Source organism: Vibrio sp. 10N (assembly GCF_036245475.1).
Taxonomy (GTDB): Bacteria; Pseudomonadota; Gammaproteobacteria; order Enterobacterales; family Vibrionaceae; genus Vibrio.
Window position 1 is genome coordinate 698,947 of the sequence record NZ_BTPM01000001.1, and the last position, 18,146, is coordinate 717,092.

Consider the following 18,146-nt stretch of genomic DNA (forward strand, 5'->3'; position numbering starts at 1 on the left):
ATAACGGAACAAACATAGTTTTCGTTAATCAAATACTACGAAATGTCGCCAGAAAAATATGAGTAGTGTTAATTTTTAATCAAAACTGTCACTATTTGCGCTGTTTTTACTCTGGGCATTTTAACTCGTGTGGAGAATCGACTATGATGAGCAGTTCCAATCGAGATGATGCTGGCTAACTCAATCAGTCAGAGATAAATCATAATAAAATCGAGCGCTTTACAAATAGAGAAGTGCCGCAGTTGGCCATTTGGGACTATGCTGTATTGAACAGCTAGTGCGAGCGATTTACCAAACTAAGATCACCAACACCCATTAAAAATAACGAACTAAGCGTGTTGTGTCTAAGTAATAACCAATAAGAAGTACAATATCAATGAGTACTGAGCAAAATAACGCCACAGAACCGTCATCACCAGCCGAGCAAGCACCGCTTGCTGGTACGATCCTAAAGCAAAAGCGTGAGGCATTAGGGCTCACACAAAAGCAAATCGCCGATAGATTACGATTACGCGTCGCGATCATCCAAAAAATTGAGTCAAATGAGTTCGATGGTGAACAAGTTGCCACGTTCACTCGAGGTTATCTACGCTCTTACGCGAAAGCGGTAGGCATTGATGAGCAAGAAGTGCTTGGTACCATCGAAAATCACAGTGCAGCTCAACACTACGAACAGCCAATGCAAAGCTTTTCGAAAAAAACCAATAAAGAAAAACACGATAGTCGCATCATGAAACTCACTTGGGGTATTGGTGTGGTGATCGTTGGTATTTCTTCAGTTTGGTGGCTGCAGAACCAACAGAAAGATACCTTGTCTGAAATAGCAGACACCTCCACAAGCGATCCTGCTTTTGAAGTAGAGGCGCCGGCGACTGAGAAAATAGCCACACTAGAGGCCGAGCTTGTTGCACAGGAGCCAGAAGTGAAAACTTTGGATGTTTCTTCCATTGTTGCCACGCCGGCTGAGCCTGAAGCTACGCCATCTGAAGCCACATCAGGCCAAGTAACCGAGGATGTAGCGGAAGTTGTCGAGCAGGCAGAACCGATTGCGGCAGAGCCTGAACCAAAACCCGCTAACGGGCTGACAAACCTAACTATGTCTTTCTCAGGCGATTGTTGGATCCAAGTAAAAGACGCCGACGGCAAAACTGTCTCGACGGGCATTAAAAAAGCCGGCGAAAATGTTAACTTGGACGGCAAAGCTCCATTCAAAGTCATTTTAGGTGCACCTGAAAAGGTTTCTATGACATTAGCGAGTGAACCTGTCGACCTTTCTGGGTATACTTCAGGCAAAGTAGCTCGATTCACCTTACCTTAGAAAACACTATGCATCACGAATCACCAATTAAACGTCGTCCCTCCACGCGTATTTATGTGGGCGATGTGCCTATCGGCGATGGCGCGCCTATCGCCGTTCAGTCTATGACTAACACGCGTACGACAGATGTAGCCGCTACGGTTGCTCAAATCAAAGCTTTGGAAAACGTAGGCGCTGACATTGTGCGTGTTTCCGTGCCGACCATGGATGCCGCTGAAGCTTTCCGTGAGATCAAAAAGCAGGTTTCTATTCCGCTGGTTGCTGATATCCACTTCGACTACCGTATTGCGCTTAAAGTCGCTGAGTACGGCGTGGATTGCTTGCGTATTAACCCTGGCAACATTGGTAATGAAGCGCGTATCCGTTCGGTCGTTGATTGTGCTCGCGATAAGAATATTCCAATTCGTATCGGCGTCAATGGTGGCTCTCTGGAAAAAGACATCCAGATGAAATATGGCGAACCAACGCCCGAGGCCCTAGTTGAATCAGCAATGCGTCACGTGGATATTCTTGATCGTCTTAACTTTGACCAGTTCAAAGTGAGTGTGAAAGCGTCAGATGTATTCCTAGCGGTGGACTCGTACCGTCTACTGGCTAAGAAAATTGATCAGCCACTTCACTTAGGTATCACGGAAGCGGGTGGTGCGCGTGCTGGTTCGGTGAAATCATCGGTTGGTCTAGGCATGCTGTTAGCTGAAGGTATCGGTGACACGCTGCGTATTTCTCTGGCTGCGAACCCAGTAGAAGAAATCAAAGTGGGTTTCGATATTCTGAAATCACTGCGAATTCGTTCTCGCGGCATCAATTTTATTGCCTGCCCAAGCTGTTCACGTCAAGAGTTCGACGTGATCGGCACAGTCAACGCACTAGAAGAGCGTTTGGAAGATGTGATCACCCCAATGGATGTGTCTATCATTGGTTGTGTGGTTAACGGTCCGGGTGAAGCCGAAGTGTCTCATCTAGGTCTGGCAGGCAGTAATAAGAAGAGTGCTTTCTATGAAGACGGAAAACGTCAGAAAGAGCGCTTTGATAACGATGACCTCGTTAATCAGCTTGAAGCAAAAATTCGAGCTAAAGCATCGATGCTAGATTCTGCAAATCGCATCGAAGTAAATGAAGTAGAAGACAAATAATCTCAACGAAAATACGGTATTAAACTGTGGCAAAAACTATCCAAGCAATTCGAGGCATGAACGACTGCCTCCCAACACAATCTCCACTTTGGCAAAAAGTTGAGAATACAGTGAAGCAAGTGGTCAGCGCATATGGCTACAACGAAGTACGTATGCCAATCGTTGAGATGACACATCTATTTAGCCGCGCTATCGGTGAAGTGACCGACGTGGTTGAAAAAGAGATGTACACCTTTGAAGACCGCAACGGTGATAGCCTAACGCTACGCCCTGAGGGTACAGCTGGCTGTGTGCGTGCAGGGATTGAAAATGGTTTGCTTTACAACCAAGAGCAGCGTTTGTGGTACATGGGCCCAATGTTCCGTCACGAGCGTCCGCAAAAAGGTCGCTACCGTCAGTTCCACCAATGTGGTGTGGAAGTATTCGGTCTAAACGGTCCTGACGTTGACGCTGAACTTATCATGATGACAGCGCGTCTGTGGCGTGAACTGGGCATAGATAAGCACGTACGCCTAGAGCTGAACTCTATCGGCTCACTAGAAGCACGTGCTAACTACCGTACGGCACTGATTGCTCACCTAGAGCAGCACGTTGATGTGCTAGATGAAGACAGCAAGCGCCGTATGCATACTAACCCATTGCGTGTACTTGATAGCAAAAACCCAGACGTTCAAGCGATCTTGGTGGATGCGCCAGAGCTTTCTGACTACCTCGATGAAGAGTCAAAAGCACATTTTTCTGGTCTATGTGAACTTCTTGACGCGGCAGGTATCGAATATACGGTTAATCAACGTTTGGTTCGTGGCCTGGATTACTACAACCGTACTGTTTTCGAGTGGATCACTGAAAGCCTAGGTGCACAAGGTACTGTATGTGGCGGTGGCCGCTACGACGGCCTTGTAGAACAGCTTGGCGGCAAAGCTACACCGGCGGTGGGTTTCGCTATGGGTCTTGAGCGTCTTGTGTTGATGATGGAAACGCTTGAACTGACTAACGTTCGTCGCAGTGTTGATGCTTATGTGGTCACGGCTGGCGAAGGTACTATGATGGCGGGTATGAAGCTTGCTGAAAGCCTTCGTGAAGCAATCCCTGGCATCCGAGTTATGAACCACTTTGGTGGCGGTAACTTTAAGAAGCAATTCAAGCGCGCAGACAAAGTAGGCGCGGTTTATGCCCTTGTGCTTGGTGAGACTGAAGTGGCTGAGAATACGGTCGTGGTCAAAGATTTGCAGGGCGGAGAGCAAGAAACTGTTGCTCAAACCGAGTTAGCCGCTAAATTAGCAGATATTATTTAAGTTTAAACCCAAGACAATAGGCAGCGAGGTTTCAGCTGCCTATTCGTTTAGGTAACGATTTCTTTTAAGAGGACAGGAAGTGGAACTCTACGATTCTGAAGAACAACAAGTTGAAGCGATCAAAGACTGGTGGAAAGAGAACGGCAAAGCCGTTGTGCTTGGCGTTGTTGTTGGTCTAGGTGGTTTATTTGGCTGGCGTTATTATCAAGATTCCGTTGTCCAAGCTCAGGAAGCAGCATCAGAACAGTACAGTAAAGCCGTTGAGTCTATTGTCGCGAAAGGCGCGGACTCAAGTGCAGATGTTCAAGCATTTATCGATACAAGCAAAGACAGCGAATACGCGGTTTTAGCGGCTATGCAATTGGCAAAAGCACAAGTGGAAGCAGGCAACTTTGAAGATGCATTGACGCAGCTTCAGTGGGCACAGAGCAACACCAAAGATGCGGCGATTACTCCGCTAGTGACTTACCGTATTGCACGTCTAATGATTGAGTCAGGCGACAACGCGGGTGCTCGCGCTGAACTTGATAAAATCACTGATATCGCTTGGGCGGGTCGTGTGGCAGAGCTTCGTGGTGACATCGCGATTCGCGAAGGTGACCGCGATGCGGCTTACACCGCTTACACTGAAGCGCAGCAAGCACAAGATGCAAGCCAAGCGCTACAGCTAAAATTGGATGATCTTGCCAAGTAAGGGCTATAGCCGATGAATAGACTCGTTAAAAAGGTATTACTTTCTATCTCGGTATTAGGTGTACTTGCAGGGTGTTCGAGCGAAGAAGACACCATCATTATGGCGCCGCTACCGACAGTGCAAAGTGAGTTTACTCCTAGCACGGAGTGGTCTTCAAGCATTGGCAACGGTGTTGGAAGTTTCTTCTCTAAACTGTCTCCTGTCTATGCGTATGACAAGCTGTTTGTTGCCAGCCGTGAAGGTGAAGTGAAAGCCATGGATCCGGAAACGGGCAAAACCCTTTGGCAAGTCGATATTACTGGCGAAGTGACGGCTCGACTGTCTGGTGGCATTGCGGCTGCATACCAAAAGCTATATATCGGTAGTGAAAATGGCGAAGTGATTGCACTGGACGTCAACACGGGTGAAGAGCTTTGGCGTGCGGAAGTCAACGGTGAAGTCCTAGCGATGCCGGTCGCGGATGCAAGCCTGGTGATGGTGCATACCAGTCAAGGTGTATTGACGGCACTCGAGCAGACGAACGGTGAAGAGCGCTGGGCAATCAGTACCGATGTTCCAAACCTAACACTGCGCGGTGATAGCGCTCCTGCTACGGTCTCTGGTGGTGTGTTCTGGGGCACAGCGAATGGTCGCTTGGCGGCAGCCATCATTGAACGTGGTCAGTTGATTTGGCAACAACCTGTGGGTACGCCAAAAGGTGCGACTGAAATTGACCGTTTGGTTGATGTTGACTCCTCACCAATTATCCTAGGCGGCACGCTGTATACTGTGGGCTTCAATGGTCAATTGATTTCCATTGATCTTCGTTCTGGTAACCCAATCTGGAAGCGTAACTACTCTTCTGCCACGGACATGGCCACGGACAACCGCAGCCTGTTTTTGATCTCAGAAACGGATCACGTTATCGCAGTTGATGCGCGCAGTGGTACCGAGCTATGGGAAAACAGCCAGCTAGAGAACCGTCAGTTGACGGCGCCTGTGATTGTTGACGGTTACGTTGTGGTGGGTGATAGCCTTGGTTACTTGCACTGGCTCGATCGTCAAACTGGCGAGTTTGTAGCACAGCAAATGACCAACGAGAGCGGTATGGCTGTAGGGCCAACATTGGTACCAGGTGGCTACGTGATCATCAATCGCGACGGTGAAATAAAGAAACTCACCATTAACTAGAAAGCGTGATATAATTCACAAACGGCTCCTGGCTGATTTTCAGTTAGGAGCCGTTTTATTGCTGCGAAGCAAAAGGATCTTTTCGAGCTCGGATAGATAGAATGCGTTGTGGTTATAGGAAAACGAGACCATTTTTACCTATAACTACAATAAGAAATTAAGTGTAGAGGTTAATATGTTACCTGTTGTTGCCCTAGTTGGACGCCCGAATGTGGGTAAGTCGACACTGTTTAATAGACTGACACGTACGCGTGATGCTTTGGTTGCGGATTTTCCGGGACTAACGCGCGATCGTAAATATGGTCAAGCTCAACTGGGTGAGAATGAATTCATTGTTATCGATACTGGCGGTATTGATGGCACTGAAGAAGGTGTAGAAACCAAAATGGCGGAACAATCGTTAGCTGCGATTGAAGAAGCTGACGTAGTGCTATTCCTAGTGGATGGTCGTGCGGGTTTGACGGTTGCTGATGAAGCGATTGCGAACCACCTACGTAAAATTGAAAAGCCAGCATTCCTTGTGGTCAACAAGGTTGATGGTATTGATGCCGATGCTGCAAGCGCTGAGTTTTGGCAGCTAGGTGTTGAAAACATGTATCACATCGCAGCGGCTCACGGCCGTGGTGTCACTGCTCTGCTTGACCGCGCTTTGGATCCTTTCTTTGAACATCTGTCAGAAACTGAGGGTGAAATTGAAGATTTGACCATGTTCGAAGATGAAGACGAGAAACTCGACTACACCGAAGAAGAAGCGGAAGCAGAGTACAAGCGTCTTCAAGATCAGCCAATCAAACTGGCAATCATCGGTCGTCCAAACGTGGGTAAGTCGACACTGACTAACCGTATCCTCGGTGAGGAGCGCGTGGTGGTTTATGATATGCCAGGTACGACACGTGACTCTATCTATATTCCGATGGAGCGTGATGATCGTGAGTATGTTCTTATTGATACCGCAGGTGTACGTCGTCGCAAGCGTATTAATGAGACGGTTGAAAAGTTCTCAGTTGTTCAAACGCTAAAAGCGATCGAAGATGCCAACGTGGTATTGGTGGTTATCGATGCTCGCGAGAATATCTCAGATCAAGACCTCAGCTTGTTAGGCTTTGCCCTTAACGCAGGTCGCTCAATTGTTCTAGCAGTGAACAAGTGGGATGGTTTGGATACAGACGTGAAAGAGCAGGTTAAAAAAGAGCTAGACCGCCGTTTAGGCTTTGTCGACTTTGCTCGTATTCACTTTATCTCAGCGCTTCACGGTACGGGTGTTGGTCACTTGTTCGAGTCTGTTCAAGAAGCGTATAAGTCAGCAACGACACGTGTAGGTACGTCAGTACTGACTCGTATCATGAAAATGGCGACAGAAGATCACCAACCGCCTATGGTTCGTGGTCGCCGCGTGAAGCTTAAGTACGCGCACGCTGGTGGTTATAACCCACCAATCGTTGTTGTTCACGGTAACCTAGTGAACGAACTGCCAGATTCGTATAAGCGCTACCTAATGAACTATTACCGCCGTTCACTGGAAATCATGGGGACCCCAATCCGCATTAACTTCCAGAGCAGTGATAACCCGTTCGAAGGTAGAACAAGTAAGATGACACTGTCGCAAGAGCGCAAACGTAAGCGCCTGATGACTATGATGAAAGGTCGTCCTAAAAAATAAAGTATTAACGTAATGACGCCCTCTGAATTAAGAGGGCGTTTTTTTGTGTGCAATAAAAGTTATGTCGTAAGGAAAGGTTGATGATCACAGCCACTAAGGTACATTTTTGCCATCAAGTTTGGACGCTGGAAAGTCAGATCCAAGTTCTCTCTCAAACCGATCAGTATTGTGACGTCGTCGTCGCAGAGACGCCTTTTCATCCTGTTAGTCATATCTGGCCGGATCACCCAGCAGATAAAGGCACATTGTCGGTAAGCGGTGTTGATTACGAGGTGCTAGATTGTCTAGTTGGTGCAGTTGAAGTGGCCACAGGCATTCTTTACGTTGCAGAGTCGATTCCGGTTAAACGTGATACTGAAGGTTGGGTATTTGTTGTTGTGCATCGCCTCGATAAGGATGTCGAACTGAATGTTGGGCACAACGTGATGCTTAACGTCGACAAACAGCACCAGCAGAGCTTAAGTAGAGGACACAGCGCTGGTCATATCGCTTCACTGGCACTCAACAAAGTCCTCGCTGCAACTTACTGGCGAAAAGACGCAGACCGTAAAGATGGTTTAGGTTCCTACGATTTCAATAGCTACGCTCAAGAGCTGAGTTTTGTATCGCTCGATCGCTGTTTTGACAAATATCGACTGGGCAAGACGTTACGAAAGCGTGGCTTGAATACCGCACAACTACTCGATGACATCGCAGATATTGAATCTAAGGTTAACCAGCAACTGCAAGATTGGCTCAGTGAGCCAAGCGAGGTAACTATGACCGTGGATGGCCCGTATTTAACCAGCTCTCGTTACTGGTGTTGTCAGTTGGATGATGTGAAAGTTGTCATGCCGTGTGGCGGAACTCACATAACGTCGACTTCTGCATTGCCCAAACTAAGTGTTGAATTGCGTGTCATCGACAGTAACTATATCGAAATGCACACCAATGTAATTCAATAATAGGAAATACGATCTTTTTATTAAATTCGGTTAGCGACTTCCAGTATAACCATTTTTAGTTTTTTGTTCTGCTTAAAATCGAAATGCAGGATATGTAACTTATGCTTTCGGTGTGTGGTTATATAAATGTTCTTTTTTAAGCAGATCGCTGATCAAGCTAGCTTTTGAAGAAGATCATATAAAGATCGTTTTATTGGGGTCAGCTTGGCAAGTCATATCCAGACCACAAAGGCTAAATTACGTTCAAATATTCCTTTGGTCAATAGTTCATCTATCTATCCCCTGTGTTAGTATGTGCCCGAAGCGCATAATAAACAGTATGCCGACCACTTTGCGAGAAGTGGTATGGCAACAATCAAAAAGACGCGAACTATGAATAAAGACTTGCTGATCGATGCCCATAAAGGCATGAATAACTTATTAAAGGAGCTCGCACTGGGATTACCCCGAACCCAGTTAGAGTCAAGGATAGTCAAGCTGACCGAGCGATTATTTCCAGACAAACGAGTTTCCATCCTCTCATTAGATGAGGCCACAGAGTGCTTGCATACCGTGGCCGCTCCTAACCTGCCAATTGACTACAATCAGGCGATCAATGGCATCGCGATCGGTGAAACGGTCGGATCATGCGGCGCTGCTGCTTTTCTGAAGCGCTCAGTGATTGTTGACGATGTCACACAACATCGTAATTGGCAGCCTTTTCTGGAGCTGGCTGCTTCTGCCGATATTCGTGCTTGCTGGTCTGTACCTGTGATGTCTACAGAGCAACACTGTTTAGGAACGTTTGCACTTTACAGTAGTACCCCAGCTACCCCGCGAGCGATCGAGGTTGAAGTACTTGAGTCCGTTGCCGCAGTTTATTCGGTGGCGTTGGAGAAATACGCCCTTGAGGACAAGCTCACATTTCAAGCCCAAATGGATCCCCTCACACATTGTTTAAACCGACGAGAGCTTCTCGACAGAGTAGAGCAAAGTCATTGTTTTGACGGCAATATTTTGGGTTGCTTTTTTGTTGATATCGACAAATTTAAGCAAGTTAATGACGAATTCGGCCATTACTTTGGTGACAAGGTGCTCATGGCAGTGGCTAATGAGCTGAAAGCGATATTTCCGCCTCAAGCTGTGCTCGGACGTTATGGGGGCGATGAGTTCTTAGCGTTTTGCTGCTTCCCGAGTGAAGAAGGCGCAAGAGCATTCTATGAGACCCTGACGACTGAGCTTAATAAGCCAGTGACATTGGAAGAAACCAACATTTCTGTCAGCGTTGGATTTGCCACTAAGGAATGTTGTTCAGATCTGCCAATGGACAAACTGATCCGAAAAGCGGACGCGGAAATGTATAAAGTTAAACGACGTAATCGACGGACCGTGCCGATGACGAGTTATTCTCAAATGCTTGCTTCTTAGTCGGTGGTCAAACGGTGAATTTGATTGGTATCAATGCGCAAGCCGAGAACAAAATCGTATGATGCCAACATTAACTATCACTAATGTAGGTGAGTCACAATGAGTTCAGGTAATAATTGCCCAACATGCGAACGAGAACTGGGTTGGGATGGTCAATACCATTGTAGCCACTGTCAGCTTCATTTTAACAAGCGGGCTTTCTGCCCAGACTGCGAGGCAGAACTCGAGAAGCTTCAAGCGTGTGGCTCGGCGAGCTACTTTTGCCACAGTTGCAACGAGCTCAAGTCAAAATCCCGAGTGAAGTTGACGTTTGAGGCAGTGACTTAACGGACAGTCGTTATTCGTTATCTTGTATGCGGGTCACCTGAGACTCAATGACGCCGGTGTCGAGTTTAGTGGTAATTGTGCTACCTACTTCAAGCGAATGAGCGTTAGTGATCACATGACCTTTGTTGTCTTGAGTGATTGAATAGCCTCGCTGTAGCGTTGCCAGTGGGCTGACCGTATCCAGCTTTCCTGCCGTCACTGCAAACTGATGTTTGGCGGTATTGAGCTGTTTTTGTATTGCTTGTTTAAGCCGCGCTTGTAACTGCACTAATCGGTTCGATTGTTTTTCTAATTGACGGTCTGGAGAGAGTGCCATCAATCGATGCTGCTTGTTATTTAGACGCAGAGCTTCTTGCGATAGTCGCTGCTTCATGGCAGAACTCAAACGGTATTCAAACTCATCGAGAAGTTGGCTCTGTCTTTGCAGCTGATGTTTTGGATGATGGCTGTTTAACGCTTGTGTCAGTGCAGAAAACTGCTGTTTTTGCTGAGCAAGGTAAATCTGCATCGTATTACGCAGTCTTTGCTCTCGACTCTTTAGTGACTCATGCTTGTGTGATGTGTCATTGCTGACCAGCTCTGCTGCCGCGCTTGGGGTTGGCGCACGTACATCGGCAACATAATCGGCAATCGTGACATCAATTTCGTGCCCGACTGCACTAATGATAGGGATTTGGCTTGCTGCGATGGTTCTCGCCACAACTTCATGGTTAAAGCACCAAAGATCTTCGAGTGAACCACCACCACGACCGACAATCAACACATCACACTCATTGCGACTGTTGGCGCGGCCAATAGCTTGAGCGATCTCGAATGCGGCCATGTCACCTTGCACGGTTGTCGGGTAGATAACGACAGGCAGAGATGGATCGCGCCTTTTCAGTACATCGAGAATATCGAACAGCGCAGCCCCTGTTTTAGAGGTGATGATACCCACGCGTTTTGGATGAGAGGGCAGAGGCTTTTTCAGTGACTGCGAGAATAACCCTTCAGCCGCCAGCGACATTTTTAGCTTCTCAAACTCTTGCTGCAGTCTGCCATCGCCTTCTGGCTGCATCGATTCAATGATCAGTTGGTAGTCACCACGTGGCTCATACAAAGAGAGACGCGCTTTCACCAATACTTGATTGCCGTTGACGGGCTTAAAGGTGACTCGGCGATTGTTGCCACGGAACATCGCGCACTTAACTTGAGCACGTGAGTCTTTTAACGTGAGGTACCAGTGACCAGAGACCGGTGCAGAAAAGTTAGAGATTTCACCCACTAACCAGACAATCCCCATTTCATTTTCTAGTAATAAACGCACTTCGGAATTCAGACGAGAAACCGTGTAAATGTTCTGATTTGAAGAAGATGAATGAGAAGTAGATCGCGAGGATAGGGACACAGCTAATCTCAAGGGCGTGAGTATGGAAATTAGCGGCAATATAATACATATCAAGGGGGTAATTGCAAATAAAAAATAGAAAAATGTATAGCCAAGCGATTTCGTCGGGCGTATAATCCCACCGCAATATCTAATCCAAATCACCTTATTATGCGAAACGATAAGGGCGGATTTTTTCTTTAAACTCCTCTATTGTGAGATATTGCAAATGCTAAGAATTGCCAAAGAAGCGCTGACGTTCGATGATGTACTACTCGTTCCAGCTCACTCCACCGTTCTCCCAAACACAGCTGATCTTCGCACTCGGCTGACCAAGAATATCACTCTGAATATTCCAATGATCTCTGCGTCTATGGACACAGTGACAGAAGCGCGTCTTGCGATCGCGCTCGCCCAAGAAGGTGGCATTGGCTTTATCCACAAGAACATGTCTATCGAGCAGCAAGCTGAGCAGGTTCGTCTAGTTAAAATCTTTGAAGCAGGTGTGGTTACTAACCCAGTAACTGTTAGCCCAGATGCATCTATCGCTGATGTGGTTGCGTTGACTGAAAAGCACGGCTTTGCAGGTTTCCCTGTTGTTGCACAAAACAACGAACTCGTAGGCATCATCACTGGTCGTGATGTTCGCTTTGTTACTGACCTTTCTAAGAAAGTAGAAGCAGTAATGACGCCAAAAGAGCGCCTAGCCTCTGTTAAAGAAGGTGCTTCTCGTGAAGAAGTACAAGAAGAGATGCACCGTGCACGTGTTGAGAAAGTACTGGTTGTGAACGACGAGTTCCAACTAACCGGTATGATCACAGCAAAAGACTTCCACAAAGCAGAACGTAAGCCGAACGCATGTAAAGATGCGCAAGGTCGTCTACGCGTTGGTGCTGCGGTTGGTGCTGGTGCTGGTAACGAAGAACGTGTTAAAGCCCTTGTTGAAGCAGGTGTTGACGTTCTACTTATCGACTCTTCACACGGTCACTCTGAAGGTGTTCTAAACCGTATCCGCGAAACTCGCGCAGCATACCCAGATCTCGACATCATCGGTGGTAACGTTGCAACGGCTGCCGGTGCTAAAGCACTGATTGAAGCAGGCGTAAGCGCAGTGAAAGTAGGTATCGGCCCAGGCTCTATCTGTACGACTCGTATCGTAACAGGCGTAGGTGTACCTCAAATCACTGCGATTTCAGATGCAGCAGCAGCGGCTGAAGAATATGGCATCCCAGTTATCGCTGATGGCGGTATCCGTTTCTCAGGTGATATCTGTAAAGCTATCGTAGCTGGCGCATCTTGTGTCATGGTTGGTTCTATGTTCGCTGGTACTGAAGAAGCACCAGGTGAAGTGATTCTTTACCAAGGTCGTTCATACAAAGCTTACCGTGGTATGGGTTCTCTTGGCGCAATGTCTCAAGGTTCTTCTGACCGTTACTTCCAGTCTGACAACGCGGCAGACAAACTGGTACCAGAAGGTATCGAAGGTCGTATCGCTTATAAAGGTCGCCTAAAAGAGATCGTTCACCAGCAAATGGGTGGTCTTCGTTCAAGCATGGGTCTAACTGGCTCTGCGACTATTGAAGATATGCGTACTAAAGCGGAATTCGTTCGCATCTCTGGTGCAGGTCTAAACGAATCTCACGTACACGATGTTCAAATCACCAAGGAAGCGCCTAACTACCGTTTGGGTTAATTAATCGTTCAGGTTAATTAACCACTTAGGTTAATAGCGATAACGTAGTGAAATAATTCCTACGTAAACGTTTGCTTTTTTCCTTGAAGCAAAGATGAGAGGCGGGTAAACTCGCCTCCGTTTTCAACACTTAGCTGATAAGATTGCCCAAAATGACGAAAAATATTCATGACCAACGAATTCTGATCCTAGACTTCGGTTCTCAATACACACAACTAGTAGCACGTCGCGTTCGTGAGATCGGTGTTTACTGTGAACTATGGAGCTGGGACGTAGAAGAAGCGGATATTCGTGAATTCAACCCAGACGGTATTATCCTATCTGGTGGTCCAGAAAGCGTTACGGAAGACAACTCTCCACGTGCTCCTCAGTACGTATTTGATTCAGGTGTTCCAGTTCTTGGTGTGTGCTACGGCATGCAAACCATGGCTGAACAGCTTGGCGGTAAAGTAGCGGGCTCTAACGAGCGTGAATTTGGCTACGCACAAGTTAAAGTATCTGGTGACTCTGCAATCTTTAAAGATCTTGAAGAAACTCAAGACGTTTGGATGAGCCACGGCGACAAAGTTGTTGAAATCCCAGCAGACTTCGTAAAAGTTGGTGAGACGGATACTTGTCCGTACGCAGCAATGGCAAACGAAGAGAAGAAATACTACGGTGTGCAGTTCCACCCAGAAGTAACGCACACTAAACAAGGCCTACAAATGCTAGAGAACTTCGTTCTTGGTGCTTGTGGCTGTGAGCGTCTGTGGACTCCAGGCTCTATCATTGAAGACGCGGTTGCTCGCATTAAAGAGCAAGTAGGCGACGATGAAGTGATTCTAGGTCTATCTGGTGGTGTTGACTCATCAGTAGTGGCGATGCTTGTTCACCGTGCTATCGGTGACAAACTGACTTGTGTATTCGTAGACAACGGTCTTCTTCGTCTAAACGAAGGTGAGCAAGTGATGGAGATGTTTGGCGACAAGTTCGGCCTAAACATCATCAAAGTAGACGCAGAAGAGCGTTTCCTTGCAGCACTTGAAGGCAAGTCTGATCCAGAAGAGAAGCGTAAGACAATCGGTCACGTATTCGTAGACGTATTTGATGAAGAATCGAAGAAGCTAGAGAACGCGAAATGGCTAGCTCAGGGTACAATCTACCCAGACGTTATCGAATCTGCGGCATCAAAAACCGGTAAAGCACACGTCATCAAGTCTCACCACAACGTGGGCGGTCTTCCTGATGATATGGAAATGGGTCTTGTTGAGCCGCTACGCGAGCTATTTAAAGACGAAGTACGTAAGATCGGTCTAGAGCTAGGTCTTCCATACAACATGCTTTACCGTCACCCATTCCCAGGTCCAGGTCTAGGTGTTCGCGTACTTGGTGAAATCAAGAAAGAGTACTGTGACCTACTGCGCCGTGCTGACGCTATCTTCATCGAAGAGCTGCACAATGCAGACCTTTACCACAAAGTATCTCAAGCGTTCACGGTATTCCTACCAGTTCGCTCTGTGGGCGTAATGGGCGATGGCCGTAAGTACGACTGGGTTGTTTCTCTACGTGCTGTTGAGACTATCGACTTTATGACGGCTCACTGGGCGCACCTACCATACGACTTCCTAGGTAAGGTTTCTAACCGTATTATCAACGAAGTAGATGGTATTTCTCGTGTGGTATACGATATCTCTGGTAAGCCACCAGCGACTATCGAGTGGGAATAATCCTCGATAAATAGTTTTGATTGAAACTATCTCAGACAGTAAAAAGCCGACGTTATGTCGGCTTTTTTTATGTTTATCAGAAATTTCAGACCTTAACCATGCAATCTGTCAAACTTAGATTGCAAATAATGGATCTGCTCAACATTCAAAATATGAATTAAAATTTTTCTGTAACTTTTATTACTAATTTTGAATTTAAGGCTCTTTGACAATGTCTAACAAGCTCGCGAATCCAGCGCCACTTGGCCTAATGGGTTTTGGTATGACCACCATTCTACTTAACATCCACAACGCAGGTTTCTTCCCGATTGATTCGATGATCCTGGCGATGGGTATTTTCTATGGCGGTCTAAGCCAAGTGTTTGTGGGCATGATGTGCTTTAAACGTGGCGATACTTTCGGCACCACAGCTTTCACTTCGTACGGTCTATTCTGGTTAACGCTAGTCGGTATTATTGTGATGCCTTACATGGGTCTTCCGGCAAGCCCTGCGAAGTTTATGGGTTGGTACCTACTGCTTTGGGGGGTGTTTACTGGTTTCATGTTTATCGGTTCACTTTGCTACCCAGTGGCTAAGCAAGTGGTATTTGGTTCATTGACCATTCTGTTCTTCTTGCTTGCCGCTCGTGATTTCTTCGGCAGTGAACTGATTGGCACTATCGCAGGCATCGAAGGCATCTTCTGTGGCGCAAGCGCGATTTACTTCGCAATGGCTCAAGTTCTTAATAACGAATACGGCCGTACTATTCTGCCAATTGGTGAGAAGAAAGCGCCAGCAATGACCACTCAAGAAGTGGCGGCATGATTTAAGTTTCATTCATTCGGGAACAGTGAATGATAAAAGGGGTAGCTAAGCTACCCCTTTTTCTTTATGCGATCACTAACTCTAATTATGATGTCTGCGTCTGACTCGGTGCAGAACCAACCTCTTGGGCTGCTTCAGGCTTTTTACCTGTCTTACGCTCGTATCGACCTTCCCAGTAGTCTGCGTTTTTGATACCAAGTGCAACTGGGTTAAACGTATACTCTTCAACCCCTTCTTTTTGCTGCTTCTCGTAATCCTTAAGCGCCACGATAGCTGGTTTCGCAATGAAGAAGATAATCAAGATACCAACAATGTTTAGCCATGCCATGAGACCTACACCGACATCACCCATTGCCCAAGCTAGGTTCGCTGCTTTCACTGTGCCGTAGAACACCGAGGTGATCAAAACCAGCTTCAATAGGAACATCAAGCCGTTTACCTTAAAGGTGCGGCGAATGTAGGCAATGTTGGTTTCTGCAATGTAGTAGTACGCCAAGATAGTGGTAAAGGCGAAGAAGAACAGTGCGAATGCAATGAACAGCTTACCAACACCAGGCATAGTGCTTTCAATCGCTAGCTGAGTAAACGCAGGGCCGTTAGCGCCGACCGTTTCCGCTAGGTTTTGAACTAGGAATGTGCTCTCAGGACCGTGTACGTTGTAGGCGCCCGTGATAAGAATCATAAACGCCGTTGCGGAACAAACCAGCAACGTATCGATGTAGATAGAGAAAGACTGAACCAGACCTTGCTGAGCTGGGTGATCAACGTTTGCCGCTGCCGCTGCGTGAGGACCTGTACCTTGACCTGCTTCATTAGAGTAAACGCCACGCTTCACACCCCAACCAATCGCAGCACCGAAGCCAGCCATTGGAGTGAAAGCATCGCCGAGAATCATACCCACGATACGTGGCACTTCACCGATGTTCAGTAGAATGATCACAAATGCGATGATGATGTATGCAAGCGCCATAAAAGGAACAACGATCTGCGTGAAGTGCGCGATACGTTTTACGCCACCAAAGATGATGAAGGCGAGAATGATAGAGATGACAGCGCCAGTGAAAATTTTGGCAAAACTGATGGTACCGATCGCTGTTTCAATCATCGCGCCTGTGCCAAAGGCAGTTTCAACGGCATTACCAATACTGTTTGATTGAACGCCTGGAAGAAGCACACCACATGCAAAGATAGTCGCAATCGCGAAGATCCACGCGTACCACTTCTGACCCATGGCTTTTTCAATATAGTAAGCAGGACCACCACGGAACTCGCCTTGGTCTTCTTCTTTATAGATCTGCGCTAGCGTCGATTCGACGTAGGCCGTGGCTGCACCAAAGAAGGCCACCATCCACATCCAGAAAACCGCACCAGGCCCACCAAAGCCGATCGCCGCTGCGACACCCGCGATGTTACCTGTACCGACACGGCCAGACAGCGAGACGGCCAGTGCCTGGAACGATGAAATCCCTTTATCTGAGCTCTTACCTGACAGCAATAGACGCCACATTTCGAAGAAATGACGGACTTGTACAAATCGAGTAAGAATGGAGTAGAAAAGGCCTGCACCAAGACATAAATAAATAAGAGCGGGACTCCAGATTATCCCGTTTAAAAAATCAACTAAAGACTGCATAGTTCTTCCCTGTAAAGCTGGGGGAGGTCGAAACTCAGCGACTCGTGGTCTGATTGTTCGACATCACTTGTTGATGCTCATCCATAATCAATCGTCCTTGCTTGCACGAAAAGCATGATGACGGTGAGCGCGAGGTGTTTGAACCTTACAAACACGAGACGACATCCTAACCAACTTTGTTGCTAATGTTAAATTCAGTTGTAAATATTGTGTTAACACGTGACTTTGGGCACAAAATCCGAAATGGAGGTTGTGGGGGTGATTTTTGTTTGTTAGGTGGTTAGTTGAGAGATGAAAAAATGCCGACCCTAGGGTCACCATTATGGGGTTATTTTGTATCAAGACCTTGCTGCCAAAAGGCAATTTCCATTCTTGTGGCTGTTTTAAACACTTGTATGAGTTCTCGGCCTCTTTGGCTATCGAGCTCAATCTCTTTGAGTAGTTTGTCTAAACGTTCAATACTCACCTGAACCCCGGATTGAAACTCTTCACCAACATAAAGCTCAATCCAACTGCGATAGGGGTTGCCTTCCAATACCGTTGCTGGCGACTCAATTAACGCTTTACCGATGACGGCGTAGCCAATCGCACAAGGAGCGAGTGCCGCATAAAGATCGACAAGCTCTCCCGTCATACCCGCATCGAGTACATATCGGGTATAAGCCACGGTACCAAAGTCTTCGGTTTCCGCTTCCATATCGGCTTCGGTGATGCCCCATTGACTGCAATAGGTGACGTGATGACCAATTTCAGACTCAAGAAGTGCAGCGACGCTCGGCACAGCTTCTCGCATTTGCGTCAGGGTTTTCGCCTTATAGATAGCCAGCGCATAGGCACGTGCATACTGCTTGAGAAATAGAAAGTCTTGCTTGAGGTAGTGCAAATAGGCTTTCTGCTCAAGTTGACCTTTAGCGAGTTGCTGCACAAATTCATGCTCGGTATAGCCAAGCCATTCTGCACGGCAGGCGTTGATAAGATCTTGGTGGTTCATAGTG

Annotated in this window: 15 protein-coding genes; 12 read left to right on the forward strand and 3 right to left on the reverse strand. The window is 47.0% G+C overall.

Translation table 11 applies throughout. The features are described 5' to 3' along the window. The first annotated feature begins 376 nt into the window (after positions 1 to 376). The 9 genes from rodZ to AAA946_RS03430 all read left to right on the forward strand — a co-directional run bounded on the left by rodZ (position 377) and on the right by AAA946_RS03430 (position 9,948). Positions 377 to 1,318 carry a cytoskeleton protein RodZ gene (rodZ, locus tag AAA946_RS03390; protein WP_338163618.1) on the forward strand — a complete coding sequence of 314 codons (942 nt, stop codon included), beginning with the start codon at positions 377 to 379 and terminating at the stop codon, positions 1,316 to 1,318. Positions 1,319 to 1,326: 8 nt separating this feature from the next. Beyond that, on the forward strand, positions 1,327 to 2,451 hold the full coding sequence (gene ispG, locus AAA946_RS03395) for a flavodoxin-dependent (E)-4-hydroxy-3-methylbut-2-enyl-diphosphate synthase (RefSeq protein WP_338163619.1): 1,125 nt from the start codon (positions 1,327 to 1,329) through the stop codon (positions 2,449 to 2,451). 26 nt (positions 2,452 to 2,477) lie between these two features. Continuing rightward, a complete protein-coding gene (hisS, locus tag AAA946_RS03400; protein WP_338163620.1) occupies positions 2,478 to 3,746 on the forward strand; it encodes a histidine--tRNA ligase in 1,269 nt (422 codons plus the stop codon). Between the two features lie 79 nt (positions 3,747 to 3,825). Next, positions 3,826 to 4,440 carry a YfgM family protein gene (locus AAA946_RS03405; protein ID WP_338163621.1) on the forward strand — a complete coding sequence of 205 codons (615 nt, stop codon included), beginning with the start codon at positions 3,826 to 3,828 and terminating at the stop codon, positions 4,438 to 4,440. 12 nt (positions 4,441 to 4,452) lie between these two features. After that, positions 4,453 to 5,610, forward strand: coding sequence for an outer membrane protein assembly factor BamB (gene bamB / locus AAA946_RS03410; protein WP_338163622.1), 1,158 nt, complete (start codon positions 4,453 to 4,455; stop codon positions 5,608 to 5,610). Positions 5,611 to 5,785: 175 nt separating this feature from the next. After that, positions 5,786 to 7,270 carry a ribosome biogenesis GTPase Der gene (gene der, locus AAA946_RS03415; protein WP_338163623.1) on the forward strand — a complete coding sequence of 495 codons (1,485 nt, stop codon included), beginning with the start codon at positions 5,786 to 5,788 and terminating at the stop codon, positions 7,268 to 7,270. 77 nt (positions 7,271 to 7,347) lie between these two features. Next, the gene (locus AAA946_RS03420) at positions 7,348 to 8,214 is read left to right on the forward strand and encodes an alanyl-tRNA editing protein (RefSeq protein ID WP_338163624.1); all 867 of its coding nucleotides are present in this window, start codon (positions 7,348 to 7,350) and stop codon (positions 8,212 to 8,214) included. 345 nt (positions 8,215 to 8,559) lie between these two features. Then, entirely contained in the window at positions 8,560 to 9,621 is a 1,062-nt protein-coding gene (locus tag AAA946_RS03425) for a sensor domain-containing diguanylate cyclase (RefSeq protein ID WP_338163625.1), read from the forward strand. Between the two features lie 99 nt (positions 9,622 to 9,720). After that, positions 9,721 to 9,948, forward strand: a complete 228-nt coding sequence (locus tag AAA946_RS03430) for a zinc ribbon domain-containing protein (protein WP_338163626.1) — start codon at positions 9,721 to 9,723, stop codon at positions 9,946 to 9,948. 10 nt (positions 9,949 to 9,958) lie between these two features. Here the strand turns inward: AAA946_RS03430 and xseA are convergent, their stop codons facing one another. Then, positions 9,959 to 11,335, reverse strand: coding sequence for an exodeoxyribonuclease VII large subunit (gene xseA, locus AAA946_RS03435; protein WP_445206051.1), 1,377 nt, complete (start codon positions 11,333 to 11,335; stop codon positions 9,959 to 9,961). A 208-nt stretch (positions 11,336 to 11,543) separates the two neighbouring features. On the opposite strand from xseA, the gene guaB reads away from it, so the two are divergent. The 3 genes from guaB (at position 11,544) to AAA946_RS03450 (ending at position 15,518) form a co-directional block, all read left to right on the forward strand. Beyond that, positions 11,544 to 13,007 (forward strand): IMP dehydrogenase, encoded by a 1,464-nt coding sequence (gene guaB / locus AAA946_RS03440; protein WP_338163628.1) that lies wholly within the window; start codon positions 11,544 to 11,546, stop codon positions 13,005 to 13,007. A 152-nt stretch (positions 13,008 to 13,159) separates the two neighbouring features. Next, entirely contained in the window at positions 13,160 to 14,713 is a 1,554-nt protein-coding gene (gene guaA / locus AAA946_RS03445) for a glutamine-hydrolyzing GMP synthase (protein WP_042500759.1), read from the forward strand. Positions 14,714 to 14,924: 211 nt separating this feature from the next. Further along, complete coding sequence (locus AAA946_RS03450; protein WP_338163629.1) at positions 14,925 to 15,518, forward strand: acetate uptake transporter; 594 nt, start codon at positions 14,925 to 14,927, stop codon at positions 15,516 to 15,518. Between the two features lie 85 nt (positions 15,519 to 15,603). Here AAA946_RS03450 and AAA946_RS03455 read toward each other — a convergent pair whose 3' ends face one another. Then, positions 15,604 to 17,151 (reverse strand): alanine/glycine:cation symporter family protein, encoded by a 1,548-nt coding sequence (locus tag AAA946_RS03455; RefSeq protein WP_338163630.1) that lies wholly within the window; start codon positions 17,149 to 17,151, stop codon positions 15,604 to 15,606. 328 nt (positions 17,152 to 17,479) lie between these two features. Beyond that, entirely contained in the window at positions 17,480 to 18,142 is a 663-nt protein-coding gene (gene tenA / locus AAA946_RS03460) for a thiaminase II (RefSeq protein WP_338163631.1), read from the reverse strand. Between the last annotated feature and the right edge of the window lie 4 nt (positions 18,143 to 18,146).